Genomic DNA, 22,357 nt, shown 5'->3' on the forward strand with positions numbered 1-22,357 from the left:
GCGCTCACTTCCTTCCGCCGCTCAGTTCGCCGGCGCCCGCCGGGAACTCCGGGCCCCTTCGGGGCGTGACAAGGTGCTGGGGCTCCTCGAGCAGCCCCAGCAGATAGTGGCCGTATCCACTCTTGAGCAGGGGCCCCGCCAGTTCGCGGAGCCGGTCGTCGTCGATCAGGCCGGCCCGCCAGACCGCCTCCTCGACACAGCCGACCTTGAAGCCCTGGCGCTCCTCGATGACCCGGACGAACTCCGACGCCTGCACCATGGAGCCGAAGGTTCCGGTGTCGAGCCAGGCGGTGCCGCGGTCGAGCCGGGTCACCTGGAGCTTCCCCGCCTCCAGATAGACCCGGTTGAGGTCGGTGATCTCCAACTCACCCCTGGCGCTGGGCCGCAGACCGCGGGCGATCTCCACGGCACGGTTGTCGTAGAAGTACAGTCCGGGCACGGCGTACCGGGACCTGGGGCGGGCCGGCTTCTCCTCGATGGACACCGCCCGGCCGAATTCGTCGAACTCCACCACGCCGTAGGCCGACGGATTCGCGACCTGATAGGCGAACACCCGGCCGCCGTCCGGTTCGTCGGAGCGGGCCAGCCGGGTCCCGAGTCCGCTCCCGTGGAAGATGTTGTCGCCCAGGATCAGGGCGACGGACTCGTCACCGAGGAATCCGGCCCCCAGCACGAAGGCGTGGGCGATTCCCTCCGGGCGCTTCTGTGCCATGTATTCCAGCCGCAGACCCAGTTGGCTTCCGTCGCCCAGCAACCGGCGGAACTGGCTCCCGTCTTCGGGGGTGGTGATGATGAGAATGTCCCGCACCCCGGCCATCACCAGAGTGGACAGCGGATAGTAGACCATCGGCTTGTCGAAAACCGGCAACAGCTGTTTCGACACCGAGCGGGTCAGCGGCCAAAGTCGCGAGCCGGTTCCTCCGGCCAACAGGATTCCGCGCACGGAAACACCATAAGGTAATCAGTCATGAATACCGGCTTTTCCCACGCTTTTACGGCGTGCGCCGCCACCGGAATTCCACGGGCGGCTCCACGTCCGGTCGGCGGGTCACCGCTCGGGGAATCACGACACCGGCACAACTGCCCCGGCCCGCCGTCGAATCGGCGCGCGGGGGCGGCGGTCACGGCAGGGCGAGCACCCGGTCGATCGCGGCGCGTATCTCCTCGTCCTGGAGGAACGCCCGGTAGTCCCGGTAGGGCGACAGCCGCCGGTCGGCCGCCCGCACCGTACGCAGGGTCGCCCGTACCGCCGGGGTGACCCGGCCGATCCGGGCGAGGGTGCGCAGCGCGTCGTGGAAGGAGCCGTAGAGCCCGCCCTGCGCGGTGTCCGCGAGGACGTGGTCCGCCCGGACGTACTCCTCCAGGACCGACGCGCTCGGCTCCGGCGCGCCGGTGATCGACCACAGGGCGATCGCCGCCCGCAGCCGCACCCAGGTGCCGCCGTGCTCCATGAGGAACCGCACCCGGTCGGCGTGGCGCGCGGCCGCCGGGCCGAACTCGCCGAGGAGGTCGACGGGGCCGTACAGCGGTTCCTCCTGCGCCTGTACCGCCTCGCCGATGAGCCGCAGGGCCGTGTCGCGGTCGCCGCCGAGGCGCCAGACGGCCCACGCCACATGCTGGTGGTTGCCCGGCCAGTCGACGACCACGGACGCGCGTACCGCGGCCTTCGCCGGTGCCGCGGCCGGCCCCATGGCCACCAGCGCGTTGACCGCGCCCACCGAGTACCGGGTGTCGTCCAGCAGGGTCACGGCCTCCGGCAGCGCCGGCGCCGCGGCCCGCCCCCACTCCTTGAGGACACCGAGGAAGGAGCAGGTGAGCGAACCGCCCACGCCGTCCTCCCTCAGCAGCCGCCGCACCGCGGGCAGCAGCGCCTCGGCGTGGGCGCCCAACGGGGCCAGGACGTCCTCCACCTCGGGCAGCCGGGGGTCGCCGGCGCCGTACGCACGGCAGCACCCGTCCCGGTACGGCTCGTACAGCCGCTCGACCAGTGAGGGCAGGGCGCGTGGATCGCCGATCCGGGTCAGTGCCCAGCGGGCGTGATCACCCACAGTGCCCTCGAAGTACTCGTCCCCGCCCGGGTCGTCGAGGAGCGCGGCCAGCGCGTCGGCGTACGGAGCCGCCGGCCGGCCCAGCACCGCGAGCAGGTGGGCCGCCCGGTACCGTACGCCGGCGTCCGGATCGGCGAGCAGTTCGCCCGCGAGCGGCAGCAGCGCGGCCGCCGCGGACGGCCGGACCACCAGCAGCCGCCACCCCGCGTCCAGCGCGGCCCGGCACAGCAAGGCGTCCCCGGTCCGGCGCGCTGCGCCAACGAGCCGGACGGCGAAGGAGAGTGCCGTCCGCGGATCGTCCTCGAACAGCTCCGCCGACGCGGCGACGATGTCCTCGCGGTCGAAGGCGGACGCGAAGCCCGGCACGTACCAGGTCTCCTCGAACCGCGGCCGCACGGCCGGGTCGGACAGGTCCCGCACCAGGACGTCCAGGGCACGGACCGACTCCGGGAGGTCGAACGCGGCCAGGGCGTGCACGGCCGCGACCCGCAGGACGGGGCCGCCGGTCCGCAGCACCCCGGTCACCACCGCCCGTACCCGGTCGACGTCCGCGGCCTCGCCGGAGCCGGCGGCGGCGCTGCCGAGCGCCAGCAGGGCGGGCAGCCGCACGGCCGGATCCGTCTCGGCGTGCCACCGTTCCAGCAGGACGCCGACGCCGTCCGCGAGCGGCAGGGCCTCCCTGCGCACCTGGGGCACGGGGTCGGCGAGCAGGGCCCGGATCCGGGGGTGCTGCCGCCGCCACTCCTCGTGCCAGCCGGCGTCCACCGCGCCCGGCCGGGCCCCGGCCGCGACGGCGGCCAGGCTCACCAGCAGCTCGGCGAGCGTGTCGCGGGCACCCATGTGCGGATCGCAGGCGAGGTCGACGACGAACGGCAGCGCGGCCGTCGTGAGGGAGGGCAGACGCCCGGTGCCCAGCGCGACACAGTCGTACAGGTCGTAGCAGTCCTCCTCGGTCGCGGCCGCGCCCTTGAGCGCGAGGCGCCGAAGAGCCCGCAGCATCTGCCGGGGAGGGTGGTCCTCAACCGCCGGTTCCCGTTTCTCCCAGGACACCTCGGCCAGCGCGTCCGCCACCGTCCCCGCCACACGCCCCCTGGTGTACCGGGCGAGCATCCTGCCGTCGGGGGTGTCGGCCGGCGGAACCGTTTTCAAGACCGTTCCCTTAGGCCGCTCGGATAACCCACCTGCGCCCCGGCCCGCCTGGGGCGGAGCTGGTACAGCGTACCGGCCTCAGGCAGCTCGCGGGGAGCATGGTCCACACGAGGTCCACTGGCTCGGTCCCACCCCCCAGGACAACCACCCTGATCACCATCTGGTGTGCAGCCCCACAGCAACGCACGGAAGCGTACAACTGCGCCGACGTGCCCTGAGGGAAGAACTGCCGCTGCCCTCTGTGCCCTGTCCAGCCCTGCGGTTCCGAGGAGTACGAGCGCGTAGAGGCCTGCAACCTTCTGATCCGTAGGATCGGGCAGGCTGTTGGGCCGCAGCTCCACCTTCCTCCCGGCTGATCGCTGACGGTCGTGATCAACAGCCTCTGTGGGCTGTCGTTGCCGTCAGCGCTGAACGGTGGCATCGGCTAGCGCCCACTCGCAGAAACCGCCCGGAGCAAGGAAAGGCAATCGCTTCCGAAGTCCGTCAGAACCCACATCTCGACTGGATCGTCTTCACTCACAGCCACTCTGCCTAGACCATCGTCCCTAACGATTCCCTCTGCGGCGACGCGAGCGATAGCGGCGTCCAGCACCTTGGCGAACCCAGGAAGTTCAGCGAGGATCTCCGGCTGCCTCCACCCGGGGAACCGCTCTTGGTACCAACCTTCTGGCGTCGGGTGTGTCTCCTTGGCGAGGACTTCAAGGAGCTTGACCTCCGGGGCCTCGATCGCTGCGAGGCCCCGCACGCGGAGACGCTCTGCGTCGACTGTGGCCTCGTCGCGCACCCCTCGTCCCAAGCACCTACCGAGAGCAACGATCTTCTCTGCTAGAGGTGTCTCCATAGCGGCCTGAACCGTCTCCGACATCAAAGCCAGCAGATCTGGGCTGGTCTCGATCGTATGCACAAGCCGGTCTAGAGACCTCTGCGCCTCCTCGGAGCCTGCTTGGAGTGCTCGTGCCGCTCGTTCCTCGCGACGCGCACGCTCCCTCTCGATGAGTTGCAGGATCGGGGCGTCGACGTACTCCTTGAGCGCCCCAAGCGCCACGCCAGCTACAGGGTTGAACATCCCAACTGTCGCGACGATCACACCGGTTGACGCCTTGATGCCGGCCTCAACAGCCGATCCTGCTTGCGTCTCGTTTGCTTCGTGGCCCATGCGGATGATGCTAGTCAGCGGCAGTGTCCTCGATGAAGCTCATGGCCTCCCGCAGCGTGCTCAGTCTCATCCCATTCGGGGGATCCGCGCCTCCAACAGCTTCGCCCCGCTCCGAGGCGCAGCCAGGCTCGTACGCCATCTCAGCCGGTCAGGGTACGGGAGTGCATGTCTCCGATGAGTGCGCAGCCTCTCCCCCCAATGAAAGCGTAGCGCCTTCGATTCGAAGGAAGGGCATCTTTAAGGGGTGGAAGGATTTTAAAATCTCAGGCAGAAGGAGCCGTCCACCTAGGAAGTTGCCGTTCTGCCCGAGAGTGCGGCAAACTGCAACTTGCGTGTACGACAGCGGTGTTGCGGCAGCGTTCGCACTGCCTTCTGACCTGTGTGGATGCGGAACAACACCCACACCGCGGCCAGTTGGACAACGGCGGAGCTCGGGCGTCGTCGCGCCAAGAACAGAACAACGGCACGCCAAAGGACGCTTGCTGACCCTGGAAAGTGGGCAAGCGCCCGATGGCTCCAAGGAAGGCGGTCAGGTGCCCGAGAAGCACGACTCCACCGTTCCCCATCCGGCATGGCACCACCATGCCCAATGCGCTGTGCACTGTAGCTACGAGCATGCGCGAAGCGCAAGTGAGGCGCCGAGGCTGCCGCGATGGCCTCAGGTGCTGCGCGACGTGACGGGCCTGGCCGCGGCGGTCTCCCCGATCGTCGCGGCGCTCATCACGAAGGGCTGGTAGCCAGCGGGCGTTCGTGCCCCCGCAGTGCCCGATCGCACAGGGGCACTGCGGGGAACGATGGGGAACCTCGGGGCTGGCGACACTCAATGCGAGGTCAAGCGCCTAGCAGGTCAGTGGCGAACCGCATACGCGATCTTCCAAACTGGTTGCTGTACAGCAGTGAAGTACAGCAACCGTGGCGACCAGCCCCGACCACCACCGGCCCTGATCGACCGTCTGACGTGCCCGGCAGGCCACAGTGACCACCGTGCCCATAGTTCGGGACGAAGGGGTCATCATCCAAGGTCTCACCCCCATGCTTCCGCCGACGCAGCTTGCTCTGGTCGACGGCCTGGTAGCGCGACTGAGGCCGGTGGGGGTGCAGCGAGGCACACGCGTGCTTGGTCGGTCGACGCGCCCCGCCGTCGTGTCTGACTGTCGTCGGCTGCGGTTCGTGCCACTACCGTGCCAGATGCAGGGGTCAGTCACAGCCAACAGCATTGGCGTGCGGACGAGTTACCAGCCACCGCATCAGGTATCGAAGCCGCAAGTCAGTAGCGGGAGACCCCAGCCTCTCGTGCAGGGAACTCGCCCGGTCCTGGGTGGTGGTACCGGTGCCCATCGGCTCACCCCCGCTCGAGCGGGGGTGAGCCGTCGGTGGCCTTCGCGATGCGGTCTTCGAGCTTGCTCTCGGCGGCGACCATCCACACGCGTGCTCGGGTGTCAACCTTGACCAGGGAGCCGCGGCCGACGGGGGTGCGTCCAGCGGCTCGTCAAACGGGTTGGCGAAGAGCTTGAGTTCCAGTTGGTCACGTACAACCGCTGTCGTCGCGTGCGTCCTCCCGTTGCATCTGTGGCCCCCTACGTCAACGCCTCAATGTATGTGGACGGAGTGAGCGCCCAAGGAATTGCACCTGGTGACCGAGACGTCTGGGAGTAACAGCAGCACGGCGTCCATCTGCCACTCACGAATGGGTCACCGAAGTGTTCGCGAGGGCGAGCCTGAGAAGCGCCTGCGCGTAGTACTCGACTTGCATGTTCGCGGCTGCGGCGCTCGCTGCCAGCACAAGGTACTCGCCTGGCTCCAAGGCGATGAGCACACTCCGCGAGGGGCCAATGCCGAGGAGATCCGGGGTGATCGGCCGGCATAGCTGTCTCGTCAGGAGGTGAGTGAGGAGCTCCGGAACGGGCGCTCGGGGTTTCTCGCCATGGCGAATCCATCGGCTGACTCGGGAGCGGTCAACGGCGACGCCGCCTTGGCCACGTTCCTGGGCCAGGGCGTTGATGCGCCGCGCCGTCTCGCTGTTGTTCCAGCCAGCTTCGGCAAGTGCGCACGCGAGCGGGTAGTTCGGGGCCCTCATGGCGTGCCGTCCGGGCCCACGGGACGTGGGTGACGCGTGTGATCGTGTTGCGAAAGCCTCCGCAACATCGCAGGTCGTAGACGGTGTAAGGGGCTACGCGGGACGGTTGCGATGCGCCACTCAACAGGGGTGCACCGGTTGCCAGTTGAGGCGGCCAGGGCCGTCTCGGAGGAGGCAGTTTCATGGTAGAAACCGCAGTCCCGCGCATCACGGAGGACGTGCCGGCCGACAGGTCGGTCGACCTGAGCCGTGCGCACTTCATCGGTATCGGCGGCAACGGGATGCTGCCAGTGGCCCGCGTGTGCGCCGAGCGGGGATTCACCGTGTCCGGCAGCGACAACCGGACCTCGGAGCGGCTCAAGGAACTGGCTCGCCTGGGTGCGTCCGTGCACACCGGGCACGCCGCCGAGCACGTGCCGGAGGATGCGACCGCGGTCGTCTTCACCCATGCCGTCGCTCAGAACAACTCGGAGATCCTCCGGGCGCGGCGACTCGGCATCCCTGTGATGCACCGGTCGACGGCGCTGAACTCGCTGATGGCGACCCATACCGCGCCGATCGCGGTGATGGGCACGCACGGCAAGTCGAGTACGTCGGGCATGCTGGCGTTCGCGCTCGCCCGCATGGGGCAGAGCCCGTCGTACGCCATCGGCGCCGATCTCGGAACCCCGGGCAGCGGTGGGCATGCCAGCGGAGCGAACGGTGTCTTCGTGGCCGAGGTCGACGAGTCGGACCGCACACACATCGGCATGGCCATGCGGGTGGCGGTGATCACGAACATCGGATACGACCACCCCGAGAACTACTCCGAGGAAGGCGACCACGTCAACGCGTACGAGGAGTGCGTCCGGGCCGGGCTGCACGAGGACGGCACGCTGGTGCTGGACGCCGACTCCTCGGGCGCCCGCGAGCTCGCCGCTCGGCTGGCGTTGGCCGGCGACGGTCCGCGGGTGGTCACCTTCGGCAGGGCGTCGTCCGCGGACTGGCGGCTGGTCGACGTGGCCAGCGATGGCGGGCGCAGCACGGCGGTGCTGCGCGGGCCGGGCGGCCAGGAGTTCGACCTCGTGCTGCTGGTGCCGGGCGCCCACCAGCTCCACAACGCCGCTGCCGTCATCGCCACGCTGGACGCCCTGGGCCAGGACTGCGACCAGGGCGTCCAGCAGCTGCTGTGCTTCGACGGTGTACAGCGCCGCATGACCCAGGCCGGAGAGGCAGCCGGGGTGCGGGCCTACGACTCCTACGCCCACCACCCCGACGAGGTGAGCGCGGACCTCGCGGCCGCGCGCTCCCTCGTCGGTCCGGGCGGCCGGGTGATCACAGTGTTCCAGCCGTCCTGCCAGTCGCGGCTCGACACGTTCGACGCCGGCTTCGCGAAGGCGCTGGCAGGCTGCGACGAGGTGGTGCTGACGGACAGCGTCCGTGGCGTCACCCCTGCGGCACTGAGGATCCTGGCCGCCCGGATCAACCAGGCCGGCGGCAGCGCCCGCCACCAGGTGCCGGACCGGGCCGAAGCCGCGGGACGGGCGGCCCAGATGGCGCGGCCCGGTGACGTGGTCCTGCTGATGGGGCCGGGCGACATCGTCGGGTCGGGTCAGATCCTGCGGGCCGCGCTCGGCGAGCTGGTCTCCGTAGCCGCCTAGGCGTCCGCGGAGCCGGGGTCCGGTTGCAGGAGCCGGTCGGCGAGTTCCTGCAACTGGACCCCTCGGCTTCCCTTGACCAGGACGACGTCGCCAGGCCGGAGGATCGTGTGGAGCATGTGAAGTGCGGTGTCCTGGTCGGGCAGGTGAACCGCCTTTCCGCCGGCCTGGTTCACGCCCCCCTGCATCCATCCGGCTTCTTCCCCTCCCACCAGGATGATCTGGTCCAGGTCCAGTGCAGCGGCGTACCGGCCGATCTCCTCGTGCGCAATGCGCGAGCTCTCACCGAGTTCGTTCATGCGGCCGAGAACGGCAACGGAACGCTGCTCGCGGCCCCCGGTCATGGAAGCCAGGGCGTCCAGGGAGTGGCGCATCGAGTTGGGGTTGGCGTTGTAGGCGTCGTTGACGATCGTGACGCCGTCAGCTCGGACGTGGGTCTCCATCCGCCACCTGGAGCGGGGCTGGGCCTTGGACAGGCGGGCGGCGGTCTCCTCGACGCTGAGACCGGCTTCACGGCCGACGGCGGCCGCGGCCAGGCTGTTGTGGACCTGCACGTCGCCGACGAACTGAAGCTGGACGTCGGCGAAGCCTTCTGGGGTGACCAGGAGGTAGGAGGCGCGCCCCTGCTCGTCGATCGCGACGTCCACGGCGCGGACGGTGGCGGCCTCGCTGAGACCGTAGGTCACGACGCGGCCGTTGGTGCGGTTCTGCATCTCCTGCACGAAGTCGTCGTCGGCGTTGAGGACGGCGAGCCCTCCCTGGGGGAGGGCTTCGACGATCTCGCCCTTGGCGGTGGCGATGTTCTCGCGGCTGCCGAACTCGCCGACGTGCGCGGTACCGACGTTGGTGACGACGCTGATGTCCGGCTGGGCGATCCGGGTGAGGTCGCGGATGTCCCCGATGTGGCGGGCTCCCATCTCCAGGACCAGGAAGTGTGTGGTCACGTCGGCCATCGTGATGGTCAGGGGGAGACCGATCTCGTTGTTGTAGGACTGCGGCGTGGCTACCACGTTGCCGGGCAGCACCTGGGCGATGAAGTCCTTCGTGCTCGTCTTGCCGGCCGAGCCGGTGATGGCCACGACCTGCGTGCGGTCGAGAGCGTTGTTCAGGAGACTGCGACCGAGCCGTCCGAACGCGGCGAGGACGTCGTCGACCACGATCGCGGGGACGCCGACAGGCCTGGTGACCAGGGCTGCTGTGGCGCCCTGGTCGACGGCCGCCTGGGCGTAGGTGTGACCGTCGGTGTGCTGGCCCTGGAGGGCGATGAACAGTGATCCCTGGACGGCTTCGCGGGAGTCGAAGACGGCAGGCTGGGTGACCTGCGCCTCGGGATCGTGGACATCGGCGAGACGGCCGCCGACTACTTCGGCGATCGCGGTCAAGGACATGGCATGCAACGTGGTTCTCCCTGCTCAGTGGTTGGTCGGGACGCTACCGGGCGGCGCCCGGCGGTCGGGTCAGGCGTGCGCCGTACGGTGTGGCGTGGGTCCAGCGAGATGCCGCGGGCGCCGAAGAAGGCGCCGAAGCGGTCCAGGGACGTGGCCGGCTTGCGGGCAGCGTCGGTGTGCCCGCTGGGGTTGCGGAAGATGATCTGCCCGCCGCGGCGGCCGATGGCCAGTACGAGGTGCCCGCCGCGGCGCTCCGGCTCGTGCTCGGGGCGGCGGATCTCCTTGAAGACGGAGGCCATCACCATGTGGCCGGCGTCCAGGAGCGCGACCAGGCCCTCCAGGTCGAGGTCGCCGTGCACGGCTGCGGGAAGCCGGTGCGTGTGCGCCGTGTATTCGACGAACGGGGCGTAGATCAGGCCCTTGATGGTGCCGTCGGGCTCGCGGACGTAGGCGCCGGCGTTGCGGGCGCCCGTGAGGAGCGTGAACAGGTCCGGGGCGTGGCCATCGCGGTGCAGCAGCACCATGCGCAGGCAGGCGATGCCGCATAGGTGCCTACACCATCGTGCGTAGAGCGCAGGGGTAGGCGCACCCGTCGTCGCCCACCCAGGATCGTTGAGCGGGTCGTACCCCTTGTACGCGATGGGGCCGATCAGGTCCCGCGTGGCGTACTGGGTGACCGTCCCCACAGGGTCGTGGACGGCTGCGGACGCGGACGTGTCAGTACAGCACGGCGGCGGCATGGTGAGGAGCCTCCATTCGGGCCATAGCGATGTCCAGCAGGGTCTTATAGGTGTTCCAGTCGACGTTCCCGCCGGAAACGATCACGCCGACTGGACCATCCGGCAGATGGTCGAGAGCATGGATCAGCCCGGCGAATGCGACAGCGCCGGAAGGCTCGACGACCAGGCCGAAGTGGCGGAAGAGGTGCGCCATCGCTTCGGATATCGCCTGTTCGGGAACGGTGAGCACGTCCGCAAGGAGCCGCTGGTTGATCTCGAAGGGGATGCGGGCGGGCTCCGTGTGCCTGAGCCCGTCAGCGACCGTGAACGGCGGAGAGATCGAGGTGAGACGCCCCACTCGAAGGGAGCGGTGTGTGTCGTCGGCGGCTGACGGCTCCACTCCGAACACGCGAAGCGACGGATCATGTCCGCTGGCCGCGAGAGCAGTGCCGGCCGCGAGTCCACCGCCGCCTACCGGCGCCAACAGCGTGGTCAGGCCGTCGACTTCCTGAAGCATCTCCCAGGCGACGGTGCCCGCTCCGGCGATGACACGTTCGTCGTTCGCGGAGGGGATGATCGTCAGGCCGTGCTGGTAGGCAAGCTGGTGAACCACGGCGTCACGGCGGCCGGTGAGGCGCGGGTAGGGCACGATGCGTGCGCCGTGGTTCTCGATCGCCCGCCGCTTCACCACGGGCAGGTCTTCGGGGACGACCACGACGGCCGGCGCCTCGAACTGACGCGCGGCCAGGGCGAGGGCGGTGGCATGGTTCCCGGAGGAGGCGCAGATGACTCCTCTCCCCCGGGTTGCGGGGTCGAGAGCCGCCACGGCGGCGTACGCGCCACGTAGCTTGAAGCTGCCCGTGAGCTGCTGGCTCTCCGCCTTCACCCATACCTCACGGCCGAGTTCCTCGTTGAGAGCGGCCGACGTGAGCATGGGGGTGCGTACCGCGACACCGCGCAGGGTTTCCACGGCGTGCAGGACGTGCTGGACCGTCATTGACACCTCAGAGACCTCTCGGATCTTCACGGGCGTGCACGGCGGTCGACGTCCGCCCCGCGCAGGATGTGGGTCAGCAGCAGCTCGTAGGAGATGCCGGCGGCAAGCGCCATGCGGGCCAGGTTCCCGGTCTTCGACAAGCCGGGCAGCGTGTTGACCTCCAGCCACCAGGCCCGGCCGTCCTCGCCCACGACGAAGTCGTGCCGCGAGTACGAGTGGCAGTACAAGGCACGGTGCGCGGCCACCGCCTGGCGCTCAAGGTCGTCCAGGGTCTCGGCGCCGACCCGGGCCGGACAGTGGTAGTCACACACGGCGGTGCCGCGCTTCGCGGCGTAGGAGTAGATGCCGTTGGGTGTCTGGGCTTCCAGCGGCGGCAGGACGTGCGCGTTTCCCTGCTCGTCCTCCAGGACGCCGACGCTCACGGAGCGTCCAGCATGGAATGCCTCGGCCATCCACTCTTCCTCTTTGGCACACGAGATGGCCGACGGCAGAGCGAAGTCGTCGGTTGTTGCGACATACAGCCCGATCGAGCCGCCCTCGCTGACAGGCTTCACAATCAACGGGATACCGAGAGCCTTCTTGGCGCGGGCGGCCTCTTCTTCCACGTTCGCGTCCGGAGCAATCTTCACCGAGGCGGGGACGCGGACACCGGCGGCAGAAACCAGAGTCTTCGCATGGAGCTTGTGCATCCCGACGGCAGAAGCGAGCACCCCGGACCCTGTGTAGGGGACGCCGAGGGTCTCCAGTACTCCCTGAAGGCGGCCATCCTCCGCGCCCCGGCCGGCGATGGCCAGGAACGCCTTCGAGGCATCGGCGAGCCCTTCAAGGAGCGTGTCGCGCGAGTCGGCGAGGTCCAAGACGTGGGCCTTGACTCCCATGCCGTCCAACGCTCCGGCCACGGTGCTGCCAGATAACCAGGAACGCTCCCGCTCACGGGACCACCCGCCGGTGATCACTGCCACAGGGGCGCTTCTCTCGGCAGGGTCGAGAGGGACGATGTGCATGGAGATCTCCGTCTGGTCAGTGGTCATACCCCTGCCGCCGAGCGGGGAGCCAGGCTGTGGACTCGGCGGCAGGGGGGTGGAACCCCGCACGCGACGGCAGGCATGGACGAACAGCCGCCGCGCGCGGGTGTCAGAAGGGCACTGTCGAAAGCAGGTCCGGAAGCGATTCGTGCGGCACCGGGCCCGGCCGGTGCTGGGCCAGCAGGTCCCCCAAAGGCCCCGGCGGCACCAGCCGGTCGCCGCGGAGCGGGCGCAGCCAGTACGGTTCCGGCGGCTCCGTGCAGGCCATCGCCGGCAGCGTGATCTGGTGAGGGCTGCCCAGGCACACGCCGTACAGGTGCGGCCCCCACGTCTGGCTGGTACCGGGCGGGACCAGCCAGAACAGGCACTCCTGATCGCGGTCTTCGATGACGGGCCCGCAGGCGCTGATAGGGCCGCCCCGTTCCCGCTGGACCTCGTCCATGCGGGTCACTGCCGTGTAGGCATCGATCCCGTTCGCGGTGACGACGATGTCGAACAGGGCGCCACCGAGCGGAATCCGAGTGGCCTGCCCCTGCTGTAAGGCCATCAGGTTCCTGATGCGGCCCGCCAGGTCGCTCATGTCGCGCTGGATGCTCTCCGCCGGCACCTCGTAGGAGTATCGGGAGAACCTGGCGGGCAGAGTCGGAGGGAGCACCCGGTTCGGATCGACGGGGCGGCGAGGGGCCGGGACAGTGCTCACGCGGACGCTTCCCAGCTCGGCGGGAGGACGGCCTGCACGGACTTGCCCACAACCCGGCCGTCGTCGTCCCTCAGAACGTCCCAGGACAGGCGCCCGCGGTAGTGGGCCACCCACCACAGCCCCGTGGGGGGCTTCCCCCCGAGTTCCGTCGCCACGGCCCCGGGGAAGCCGGGGAACTCGGGGTTGGCGTCGTCCACCTCGACGAGAAGTTCGGCCGTCTCCGGATGGACAGTCAGCCGGACAGGAAGGCGGCCGTCCTTGAAGGCCTTCCCGTGACGGAAGGCGTTGTCCACGAGCTTGTCGCAGACCCGGGATGCCGCATCGACGTTCCCGGGCCAGTTCGCGATGGTGAGCTGCATGCGGGCACGCAGCCGGGCGTTGGGGCCGGCCATCTCGTTCGCCTGTAACCGAACCCTGTAGGTGAACGGTGGCTCCTTCTCGAACGCCAAGGGCAGCAAGGTCACCATGGCGACTACCGGGTGTCCTTCCCGGAGGTGCTCGCCGGTAGCCTCGGACGTCGGGCTCTCGGCTGCCTCAGTCGTGAGCCCTGCGCTGGCCAGTTGCCCCAGCGCGCCGGATGCCGCTGATTCCTCTGTTGGCGTTTCGCGCGTCATCGGTCTGCCCTCGCCGGGTCGTCCGCGTGCGCTTGCGGGTGGTCGCTCATGTCTTCGTCTCTGATCAGAAAGTTTGCCCACACGAACAGCAACACGATCGTCGGGATCAGCAACTCACCGCCTTGCTGCGCCCATGATCTCCGCGACCACGCCGATGCGGAACCCTGCCTCGACCCCGCTGGGCGCCTGGGCCCACAGGGGTAGGTCGAGCGTCTCCAGGATGGTCTTCCACTCCAGCCACCCGGCGGCCTGCTTCGGTTCGGTGGTGGAGGGACACAGGATCCAAGGTCAGGTGACAGGCTCCACGACCGGGTACGGCACGAACGTGCTGGTGTTCTGGTCGATCAGCAGGGGGCGCCCGAGGGGTGGTGCGGCCCGCTGGGAACAGTCGAGGCGTTCGCAGACGCGGCAGCCCATGCCGATGGGGGTGGCGGTGGACGTGTTGGCGAGGTCGAGGCCGTCGGAGTAGACGAGCCGGTGGGCGTGGCGGATCTCGCAGCCGAGGCCGACGGCGAAGGTCTTGCCGGGTTCGCCCCAGCCGCCGCGGTGCCGGGTGATCGCGCGGGCCGTCCACAAGTAGCGTTGTCCGTCCGGCATTTCGGCGACCTGGACGTGGATGCGGCCGGGCGCGGCAAAGGCCTCGTAGACGTTCCAGAGCGGGCAGGTGCCGCCGGCGCGGGAGAAGTGGAAGCCGGTCGCGGACTGCCGTTTGGACATGTTGCCGGCCCGGTCCACGCGGACGAAGGAGAAGGGCACTCCGCGCAGGCGTGGGCGTTGGAGGGTGCTGAGGCGGTGACAGACGGTCTCGTAGCCGACGCCGTAGCGGTCGGTGAGGCGTTCGATGTCGTAGCGGACCTCTTCGGCAGCCGCACGGAAGGCGGTGTACGGCAGGATCAGCGCCGCTGCGAAGTAGTTGGCGATGCCGATGCGGGCCAGGTCGCGGGCTGGGGAACCGGGTGGGAACTCCTCGGCCGCTTGGCGGTCGAGCTCGTCGCCGTATTCGAGCAGGGCGAGCTGGGTGGCCATGCGGAACGCGCGCTGGCCGGGGCGCAGGCGGGAGGACAGGTACAGGCTGCGGGTCGGCTCGTCGTAGTGGTGCAGGTGGTCGCCGATTTCGCCGGACAGGTGTACGCCGTGGTGGTCGGCGAGCCGCGAGGTGAGGACCCGTAGGACGTCACCGGGGCGGATGCCGATCTCCTCGGCGAGGCGCTCGGCGGCGAGGTCGGTGTCGTGCAGGTAGTTCTGGCGGCGGTAGAAGAAGTCGCGGATCTCTTCGTGGGGTGAGCGTGGCAGGTCAGGAGGGGTGTCTCGGCCGTCCGCTGTGCCGACGAGGCGTTCGGCCAGGAGGTGGTTGCGGCGGCCGAGATCGAGGAGGACCTCGGCGATGGCCGGCATGCGGGAGGCGAGGTCGACGAGGTCGGACGGGGACACCCGGGACGCGGTGATCTCGGGGGCGAGTGCTTCTCTGAGGTCGGCGACGAGGCGGCTGGTGTCGCGTTCCGAGAAGAAGCCCGCGTCCACGCCGAAGGCTTCCGTCAGCCGCAGCAGAACCGGGACGGTGAGCGGACGGGAGTCGTGCTCCATCTGGTTCAGGTAGCTGGGCGAGATGCCGAGCACACGGGCCAGTTCGGCCTGACTCATCGGGCGGTCCTCGCGCAGCCGCCGCAGCCGTGCCCCCGCATAAATCTTGCTCACCGACCACTCCTTCGCCCTGGTCCCCGAACTGATCAGCGTACGGGAACCATCACTGGTCGCCCCCTTCGCAAGATTGGCAAAAGGCGGCTGGAAGATTCGCAAAAGTTGGCACGCTGCTAACATTGATGGCACTCAGTGCCAATGCCAGAGTCGTAGTGCGGCCCGCCGGACCCGGCAGGCACAGCCCGGAACCGGGGCGCGATTCATGCCCTGACGTCGGAGATCCCGGCAATGGCGGTGGCTGCGCCGGCAGCATTGTTCACCTTCGCCCTTCCCAGGGCGACGGCGGGCCGCATCCCACCTAGAGACACGCAGTGCCATCCGCTGTCGAAGCGGCTCCGGATTGGCAGACGCAACACACTGAGGAAACGGTGACAGCCATGGCACAGGCGACGACGCAGACGGCCGAGGAACTCGCGCGGCGCTGGGCGACCGACCCGCGCTGGCAGGGCATCGAGCGCACCTACAGCGCCGAGGACGTGGTCCGGCTCTCCGGCAGTGTCCGCGAGGAGCAGACGCTGGCCCGCCGGGGTGCCGAGCGCTTGTGGCGCCAGCTGCACGAACAGGACTACATCCACGCGCTCGGCGCGCTCACCGGCGGTCAGGCCGTCCAGCAGGTCAAGGCGGGGCTCCAGGCGATCTACCTGTCGGGCTGGCAGGTCGCCGCCGACGCCAACCAGGCCGGCCACACCTACCCCGACCAGAGCCTCTACCCAGTCAACTCGGTGCCACAGGTGGTCCGGCGCATCAACAACGCGCTGCTGCGCGCCGACCAGATCGCCACCGCCGAGGGCGGCGCCGACACCACCGACTGGCTCGCCCCGATCGTCGCCGACGCCGAGGCCGGTTTCGGCGGCCCCCTGAACGCCTTCGAACTGACCAAGGCGATGATCGCCGCCGGTGCGGCCGGCATCCACTACGAGGACCAGCTCGCCTCCGAGAAGAAGTGCGGCCACCTCGGCGGCAAGGTGCTGGTGCCCACGTCCCAGCACATCCGCACCCTGAACGCGGCCCGCCTCGCCGCCGACATCGCCGACGTGCCGACCGTCATCGTCGCTCGCACCGACGCCCTCGCCGCCAACCTAATCACCAGCGACGTCGACGAGCGCGACGCCGCGTTCGTCACCGGCGAGCGCACCGCCGAGGGCTTCTACCGCGTACGCAACGGCATGGCCCCGGTCATCGCCCGCGGCCTCGCCTACGCCCCCTACGCCGACCTCATCTGGGTGGAGACCGGCACGCCCGACCTGGCGCAGGCCCGCGAGTTCGCCGAGGCGATCCACGCGCGGTACCCCGATCAGATGCTGGCCTACAACTGCTCGCCGTCCTTCAACTGGAAGGCCGCGCTTGACGACGACCAGATCGCCAAGTTCCAGCGGGAGCTGGGGGCCATGGGCTACAAGTTCCAGTTCATCACCCTGGCCGGCTTCCACTCCCTCAACCACGGCATGTTCGACCTCGCCCGCAGCTACGCCGAGCACGGCATGACCGCCTACGTCGACCTCCAGGAGCGCGAGTTCGCCGCGCAGGAGCACGGCTTCACCGCGGTCAAGCACCAGCGTGAGGTCGGCACCGGCTACTTCGACCTGGTCTCCACCGCCGTCAACCCGGCCTCCTCCACCACGGCGCTCGCCGGCTCCACGGAGGAAGAGCAGTTCCACTAGGCCGCCGCACCGGGCGCCACGCCGCCCGGCCGGCCCTTGGCCGAGCGGAGGGCGGACGACCGTCCCCGTCCCCCTCCGCTCCCGACCACTGACGGAGAACCCGATGTCCACGATCGCACCGCCCCACCGCATCCGCGTCCTCGCCGCCGGAGGCCACCGGCACGACGAGATCCTCACGCCCGCCGCCCTGGACTTCGTCGGCCGGCTCGCCGCCGCCTTCGGTGACCGCCGTCGGGAGCTGCTGAAGGAGCGCCGTCGGCAGGTGCTGCGGCTGGCGTCGGGCTCCCCGCTCGACTTCCCGATGGTCACCTCCGCGGTCCGGGCCGACCCCACCTGGCGGGTCGCACCGCCCGCGCCCGGCCTGACCGACCGGCGGGTGGAGATCACCGGCCCGCCGGATCGCCGTATGACCGTCAACGCCCTCAACTCCGGGGCCATGGTCTGGATGGCGGACTTCGAGGACGCCACCGCTCCCACCTGGGACAACATCGTCGGCGGCCAGCTCAACCTGCTCGACGCCATCGAGCGCCGCATCGACTTCACCACCGACGAGGGCAAGGAGTACCGGCTCGCGGGCCGGGACGAGCTCGCCACGATCATGGTCCGCCCGCGCGGCTGGCACCTCGACGAGGAGCACCTGGAGGTCGACGGCGCACCCGTGCCCGCCTCTCTGGTGGACTTCGGCCTGTACTTCTTCCACTGCGCCCAGCGGCAGATCGATGCGGGGTACGGCCCGTACTTCTACCTCCCGAAGCTGGAGAACCGCTACGAGGCCCGGCTGTGGAACGACGTCTTCCTCCTCGCCCAGGAGCTGCTGGGCATCCCGCGCGGCACGATCCGTGCCACCGTTCTCGTCGAGACGATCACGGCAGCGTTCGAGATGGAGGAGATCCTCCACGAGCTGCGCGAGCACAGTGCCGGCCTCAACGCGGGCCGTTGGGACTACCTGTTCAGCATCATCAAGACCTTCGGCCACCGCACGGACTTCCTCCTCCCCGACCGCGCGAAGGTCACGATGACCGCCCCCTTCATGCGGGCCTACACCGAACTCCTCGTGCGCACCTGCCACAAGCGCGGCGCCCACGCCATCGGCGGCATGGCGGCCCAGGTGCCCGGCAAGGACCCGGCGGCGAACGAGGCCGCACTCGCAAAGGTCCGCCTGGACAAGGAGCGCGAGGCCGAGGAGGGCTTCGACGGCTCCTGGGTCGCCCACCCCGGGCTGGTGCCGGTGTGCCAGGAGGTCTTCGACGGCGTCCTCGGCGACCGGCCGCACCAGCTCGACCGCACCCGCGACGACGTAGAGGTGACGCCCATCGAGCTGCTGTCGGTGCGCCGGATCAGCGGCCCGCCCACCCAGGAGGGCGTGCGCACCAACATCGCCGTCGCGCTGCGCTACTTCGCCGCCTGGCAGCGGGGCCAGGGCGCTGTCGCCGTCGAAGGCCTGATGGAGGACGCGGCCACCGCCGAGATCGCCCGTGTGCAGATCTGGCAGTGGCTCCGGCACCGGGTGATCGACCGGGAGACGGTGCTGCGGCTGCTCGACGACGAGGTCGCCGCCCTCGGCGCCGAGTACCCGTGGGCACCCGTCGACGACATCCGCGCCCTCTTCGAACGGATCGTCATGACAGCCGAGTTGCCCTTGTTCTTCACCCCGGACGCGTACACCCGCCACCTCGTGCGGCGGACGGAGGCAGGGGCATGAGCGCGGGCATCCGGCGGGTCGGCGTGGTCGGCGGCGGGCAGATGGGAGCGGGCATCGCCGAGGTGTGCGCGCGGGCCGGACTGGACACCGTGGTGTGCGAGGTGGACGCGGTGGCCGCCAGGGCCGCACGGGACCGGGTGGCGGCGTCGCTGGACCGCGCGGTGCAGCGCGGCAAGCTGGAGGCGAGCGCGGCCGCGGACACCCTGGCCCGGATGGTCTTCAGCGGCAGCCTGGACGACCTGGCCGACCGGCAGCTGGTCGTCGAGGCCGTCGTGGAGAATCCGGCTGCCAAGACCGAGGTCTTCGCCGCGCTCGACAAGATCGTCGAGGACCCTGCGGCCGTCCTGGCCACCAACACCTCCTCCCTCCCGATCATGCGGCTCGGGATGGCGACCGGCCGCGCGGACCGGGTCGTGGGCCTGCACTTCTTCAACCCGGTGCCCGTGCTGCCCCTGGTCGAGGTCGTGACCTCCCTGCACACATCACCGCAGGCGGTCACCGCCGTACAGGAATTCGCCACCGGGACGCTCGGCAAGACGGTGATCCATTCCCGGGACCGGGCGGGTTTCGTCGTCAACGCCCTGCTCATCCCCTACCTGCTGTCGGCCGTCCGTATGGCGGAGTCCGGCTTCGCCACCGCCGCCGACATCGACACCGGCATGGAACTGGGCTGCGCCCACCCCATGGGCCCGCTCAGACTCGCGGACCTGATCGGCCTGGACACCGTCGCCTCCATCGCGGAGTCCCTCTACGACGAGTTCCGCGAACCGCTCTACGCCCCGCCACCGCTGCTCCAGCGGATGGTGGAGGCGGGACTGCTCGGCCGGAAGACCGGCCGGGGGTTCCACACCTACGACCAGGACTGAGGGCCTGGTACGACGCGGGCTGAGGGGCCCGCACGGCCGCCGGGGGTCCGGTTGGTGTCACTGGGAGGGGAGGGAAGCGCAAGTGCGGCGCTTCCCTCCCCCTGGTGTTTCGATCGGGAAGGTCGAGAATCGCCTTCCGGATCCTGGACGGCTCCCTGCCCCGCGGAGCGACAACCCTTACGCTGGCGGGTGCAGCTGGTTCGCCCCGTCCGCCAGGCGGGGTGTCGAAAGAGGGAACCCGGTGGAAATCCGGGACTGCCCCGCAGCGGTGAGCGGGAACGACCGCCGTCATAGCACTGGGCCCGACGTACAGGGCCTGGGAAGCGACGGCCAGTAGGTGTCTCGTACGACAGAGACGTGCCCGCGAGTCCGAAGACCTGCCAACTGCCCGCGTGCGGCACTCCGTGCGCGGACATTCCGGTGACCTCGTGGGCGGGTCGGCGTACATATCGGGCGCAGGACCGCGCTGTGCAGCGCGGGGTCGTTTCCGTCCGGTTCGTCACCCCTTCGCGCTCGCGTCCCGTCGCCGGGATCTCAGGGATTCATCTCGCGAAGGAGATCTCCGTGACAGCGAAGTCCGCAGCCGCGGCAGCACGGGCCACCTTGTACGGCTACCCCCGTCAGGGCCCGAACCGGGAACTGAAGAAGGCGATCGAGGGCTACTGGAAGGGCCGCGTCACCGCCGACGCCCTCCGGGCCACCGCCGCCGGACTGCGTCGCGCCAACTGGCGGCAACTGGCCGCGGCCGGCATCGACGAAGTGCCCACCGGCGACTTCTCGTACTACGACCACGTCCTCGACACCACCGTGATGGTCGGCGCGATCCCCGCCCGCCACCGGGACGCGGTGGCCGCCGACGGCCTCGACGGCTACTTCGCCATGGCGCGCGGCACAAGGGACGTCGCGCCGCTGGAGATGACCAAGTGGTTCGACACGAACTACCACTACCTCGTCCCGGAGCTCGACCCGGACACCGTCTTCACGGCCGACTCGACGAAGCAGGTCGCCGAGCTGAAGGAGGCCCTGGCGCTGAGCCTGACCGCCCGGCCCGTCCTGGTCGGGCCGGTCACCTACCTCCTGCTGGCCAAGCCCGCGCCCGGCGTGCCCGTCGACTTCGACCCGCTCACCCTTCTCGACCGGCTACTGCCCGTGTATGCGGAGATCGTCGCCGACCTGCGCGCGGCCGGCGCCGAATGGGTGCAGCTCGACGAGCCGGCCCTCACCCAGGACCGCACCCCCGCCGAGCTGAACGCCGCCGCCCGCGCCTACCGCGACCTCGGCGCTCTCACCGACCGGCCGAAGCTGCTGGTCGCCTCCTACTTCGGCCGGCTCGGCGACGCGCTCCCCGTCCTGGCCAAGGCCCCGGTCGACGGTCTCGCCCTGGACTTCACCGAGGCCGCCGCCGCCAACCTGGACGCCTTGGCCGCCGTGGGCGGACTGCCCGGCAAGCGCCTGGTCGCAGGCGTGGTCAACGGCCGCAACATCTGGGTGAACGACCTGGAGAAGTCCCTGTCCACCCTGGGCACCCTGCTCGGGCTGTCCGACCGGGTCGACGTCGCCGCTTCCTGCTCCCTGCTTCACGTGCCGCTCGACTCGGGCGCGGAGCGGGACATCGAGCCGCAGATCCTGCGCTGGCTCGCCTTCGCCCGGCAGAAGACCGCCGAGATCGCCACCCTCGCCAAGGGCCTCTCCCAGGGCACGGGCGCGATCACCGGCGAACTCGCCGCCAATCGCACCGACCTGGCCTCCCGCGCGAGCTCGCCCGTCACGCACGACCCGGCTGTACGGGCCCGCGCCACCGCCGTCACGGACGCCGACACCCGCCGGTCCCAGCCGTACACCGGACGCGCGGCGGCGCAGCGCGCCCACCTCGGCCTGCCGCTGCTGCCGACCACCACGATCGGCTCGTTCCCGCAGACCGGCGAACTGCGCACCGCACGGGCCGACCTGCGGGCGGGCCGCATCGGTACGGCAGGCTACGAGGAGCGCATCAGGGCCGAGATCCAGGAGGTGATCTCCTTCCAGGAGAAGGCCGGCCTGGACGTCCTCGTGCACGGTGAGGCCGAACGCAACGACATGGTCCAGTACTTCGCCGAACAGCTCACCGGCTATCTGGCCACCCAGCACGGCTGGGTGCAGTCCTACGGCACCCGGTACGTCCGCCCGCCGATCCTGGCCGGCGACATCTCCCGCCCCGAACCGATGACCGTGCGCTGGACCGCGTACGCCCAGTCCCTCACCTCACGCCCGGTCAAGGGCATGCTCACCGGTCCGGTCACCATGCTCGCCTGGTCCTTCGTCCGCGACGACCAGCCCCTCGCGGAGACCGCCCGCCAGGTCGCCCTCGCCCTGCGCGACGAGGTGAACGACCTGGAAGCCTCCGGGACCTCCGTGATCCAGGTCGACGAGCCCGCACTGCGCGAGACCCTCCCCCTGCGGGTCGCCGATCGCCCGGCCTATCTGGCCTGGGCCACCGAGGCGTTCCGGCTCAGCACGAGCGGCGTACGGGCAGACACCCAGATCCACACGCACATGTGCTACGCCGAGTTCGGTGACATCGTCCAGACCATCGACGACCTCGACGCCGACGTCATCAGCCTGGAGGCCGCCCGCTCCCATATGCAGGTCGCCCGTGAACTCGCCGCCCACGGCTACCCGCGCGAGGCCGGACCGGGCGTGTACGACATCCACTCACCGCGCGTTCCGAGCACGGTGGAGGCGGCCGCCCTGCTGCGGACCGGGCTGAAGGCCATCCCCGCCGAACGCCTCTGGGTCAACCCCGACTGTGGCCTGAAGACCCGCGGCTGGCCCGAGACCCGCGCCGCCCTGGAGAACCTGGTCGCCGCCGCCCGCGCGGTCCGTGAGGAACTCTCCGCGTCCTGACGGCAGCCCCATCGGCCGGGGGAGGAAGCACCGCCGT

17 protein-coding genes and 1 riboswitch are annotated in these 22,357 nt (G+C 69.9%); of the genes, 6 read left to right on the forward strand and 11 right to left on the reverse strand.

Going from position 1 to position 22,357, the window contains the following annotated elements; genetic code table 11:
• Positions 1-4: 4 nt before the first annotated feature.
• The 3 genes from rfbA to IE275_RS15425 all read right to left on the reverse strand — a co-directional run bounded on the left by rfbA (position 5) and on the right by IE275_RS15425 (position 4,353).
• Positions 5-943, reverse strand: coding sequence for a glucose-1-phosphate thymidylyltransferase RfbA (gene rfbA, locus IE275_RS15415; RefSeq protein WP_189711833.1), 939 nt, complete (start codon positions 941-943; stop codon positions 5-7).
• Between the two features lie 178 nt (positions 944-1,121).
• Positions 1,122-3,197 carry a HEAT repeat domain-containing protein gene (locus tag IE275_RS15420; RefSeq protein ID WP_189711834.1) on the reverse strand — a complete coding sequence of 692 codons (2,076 nt, stop codon included), beginning with the start codon at positions 3,195-3,197 and terminating at the stop codon, positions 1,122-1,124.
• 424 nt (positions 3,198-3,621) lie between these two features.
• The gene (locus tag IE275_RS15425) at positions 3,622-4,353 is read right to left on the reverse strand and encodes a hypothetical protein (protein WP_189711835.1); all 732 of its coding nucleotides are present in this window, start codon (positions 4,351-4,353) and stop codon (positions 3,622-3,624) included.
• Positions 4,354-4,832: 479 nt separating this feature from the next.
• On the opposite strand from IE275_RS15425, the gene IE275_RS15430 reads away from it, so the two are divergent.
• A complete protein-coding gene (locus tag IE275_RS15430; protein WP_189711836.1) occupies positions 4,833-5,090 on the forward strand; it encodes a hypothetical protein in 258 nt (85 codons plus the stop codon).
• 944 nt (positions 5,091-6,034) lie between these two features.
• Here the strand turns inward: IE275_RS15430 and IE275_RS15435 are convergent.
• Positions 6,035-6,430, reverse strand: a complete 396-nt coding sequence (locus tag IE275_RS15435) for a hypothetical protein (RefSeq protein WP_189711837.1) — start codon at positions 6,428-6,430, stop codon at positions 6,035-6,037.
• 182 nt (positions 6,431-6,612) lie between these two features.
• Here IE275_RS15435 and IE275_RS15440 point away from each other — a divergent pair, with 182 nt between their 5' ends.
• A complete protein-coding gene (locus tag IE275_RS15440) occupies positions 6,613-8,070 on the forward strand; it encodes a UDP-N-acetylmuramate--L-alanine ligase (RefSeq protein ID WP_189711838.1) in 1,458 nt (485 codons plus the stop codon).
• Here the strand turns inward: IE275_RS15440 and IE275_RS15445 are convergent.
• The 7 genes from IE275_RS15445 to IE275_RS15475 all read right to left on the reverse strand — a co-directional run bounded on the left by IE275_RS15445 (position 8,067) and on the right by IE275_RS15475 (position 15,205).
• On the reverse strand, positions 8,067-9,464 hold the full coding sequence (locus tag IE275_RS15445) for a UDP-N-acetylmuramoyl-tripeptide--D-alanyl-D-alanine ligase (RefSeq protein WP_189711839.1): 1,398 nt from the start codon (positions 9,462-9,464) through the stop codon (positions 8,067-8,069). The genes IE275_RS15440 and IE275_RS15445 overlap by 4 nt on opposite strands.
• Entirely contained in the window at positions 9,446-9,979 is a 534-nt protein-coding gene (locus IE275_RS15450) for a hypothetical protein (protein WP_189711840.1), read from the reverse strand. Before IE275_RS15450 ends, IE275_RS15445 begins: the two co-directional genes overlap by 19 nt.
• Positions 9,980-10,172: 193 nt before the next feature.
• Entirely contained in the window at positions 10,173-11,171 is a 999-nt protein-coding gene (locus IE275_RS15455) for a threonine ammonia-lyase (RefSeq protein ID WP_189711841.1), read from the reverse strand.
• A 26-nt stretch (positions 11,172-11,197) separates the two neighbouring features.
• On the reverse strand, positions 11,198-12,133 hold the full coding sequence (locus tag IE275_RS15460; protein ID WP_189711842.1) for a D-alanine--D-alanine ligase family protein: 936 nt from the start codon (positions 12,131-12,133) through the stop codon (positions 11,198-11,200).
• Between the two features lie 172 nt (positions 12,134-12,305).
• Positions 12,306-12,776 (reverse strand): hypothetical protein, encoded by a 471-nt coding sequence (locus IE275_RS15465; protein ID WP_189711843.1) that lies wholly within the window; start codon positions 12,774-12,776, stop codon positions 12,306-12,308.
• 116 nt (positions 12,777-12,892) lie between these two features.
• Positions 12,893-13,510, reverse strand: coding sequence for an ATP-binding protein (locus tag IE275_RS15470; RefSeq protein WP_189711844.1), 618 nt, complete (start codon positions 13,508-13,510; stop codon positions 12,893-12,895).
• A 288-nt stretch (positions 13,511-13,798) separates the two neighbouring features.
• Positions 13,799-15,205, reverse strand: coding sequence for a short-chain fatty acyl-CoA regulator family protein (locus tag IE275_RS15475; RefSeq protein WP_189711845.1), 1,407 nt, complete (start codon positions 15,203-15,205; stop codon positions 13,799-13,801).
• 380 nt (positions 15,206-15,585) lie between these two features.
• On the opposite strand from IE275_RS15475, the gene aceA reads away from it, so the two are divergent.
• The 4 genes from aceA (at position 15,586) to metE (ending at position 22,320) form a co-directional block, all read left to right on the forward strand.
• Entirely contained in the window at positions 15,586-16,869 is a 1,284-nt protein-coding gene (gene aceA, locus IE275_RS15480; protein WP_189711846.1) for an isocitrate lyase, read from the forward strand.
• 103 nt (positions 16,870-16,972) lie between these two features.
• Positions 16,973-18,571, forward strand: coding sequence for a malate synthase A (gene aceB, locus IE275_RS15485; RefSeq protein ID WP_189711847.1), 1,599 nt, complete (start codon positions 16,973-16,975; stop codon positions 18,569-18,571).
• The gene (locus IE275_RS15490) at positions 18,568-19,437 is read left to right on the forward strand and encodes a 3-hydroxybutyryl-CoA dehydrogenase (protein WP_189711848.1); all 870 of its coding nucleotides are present in this window, start codon (positions 18,568-18,570) and stop codon (positions 19,435-19,437) included. The genes aceB and IE275_RS15490 overlap by 4 nt, the downstream gene beginning before the upstream one ends.
• A gap of 179 nt (positions 19,438-19,616) precedes the next feature.
• Positions 19,617-19,836, forward strand: a riboswitch (cobalamin riboswitch).
• Between the two features lie 165 nt (positions 19,837-20,001).
• On the forward strand, positions 20,002-22,320 hold the full coding sequence (gene metE, locus IE275_RS15495; protein ID WP_189711849.1) for a 5-methyltetrahydropteroyltriglutamate--homocysteine S-methyltransferase: 2,319 nt from the start codon (positions 20,002-20,004) through the stop codon (positions 22,318-22,320).
• Positions 22,321-22,357: the final 37 nt, after the last annotated feature.

Source organism: Streptomyces phaeofaciens (assembly GCF_014648915.1).
GTDB lineage: Bacteria > Actinomycetota > Actinomycetes > Streptomycetales > Streptomycetaceae > Streptomyces > Streptomyces phaeofaciens.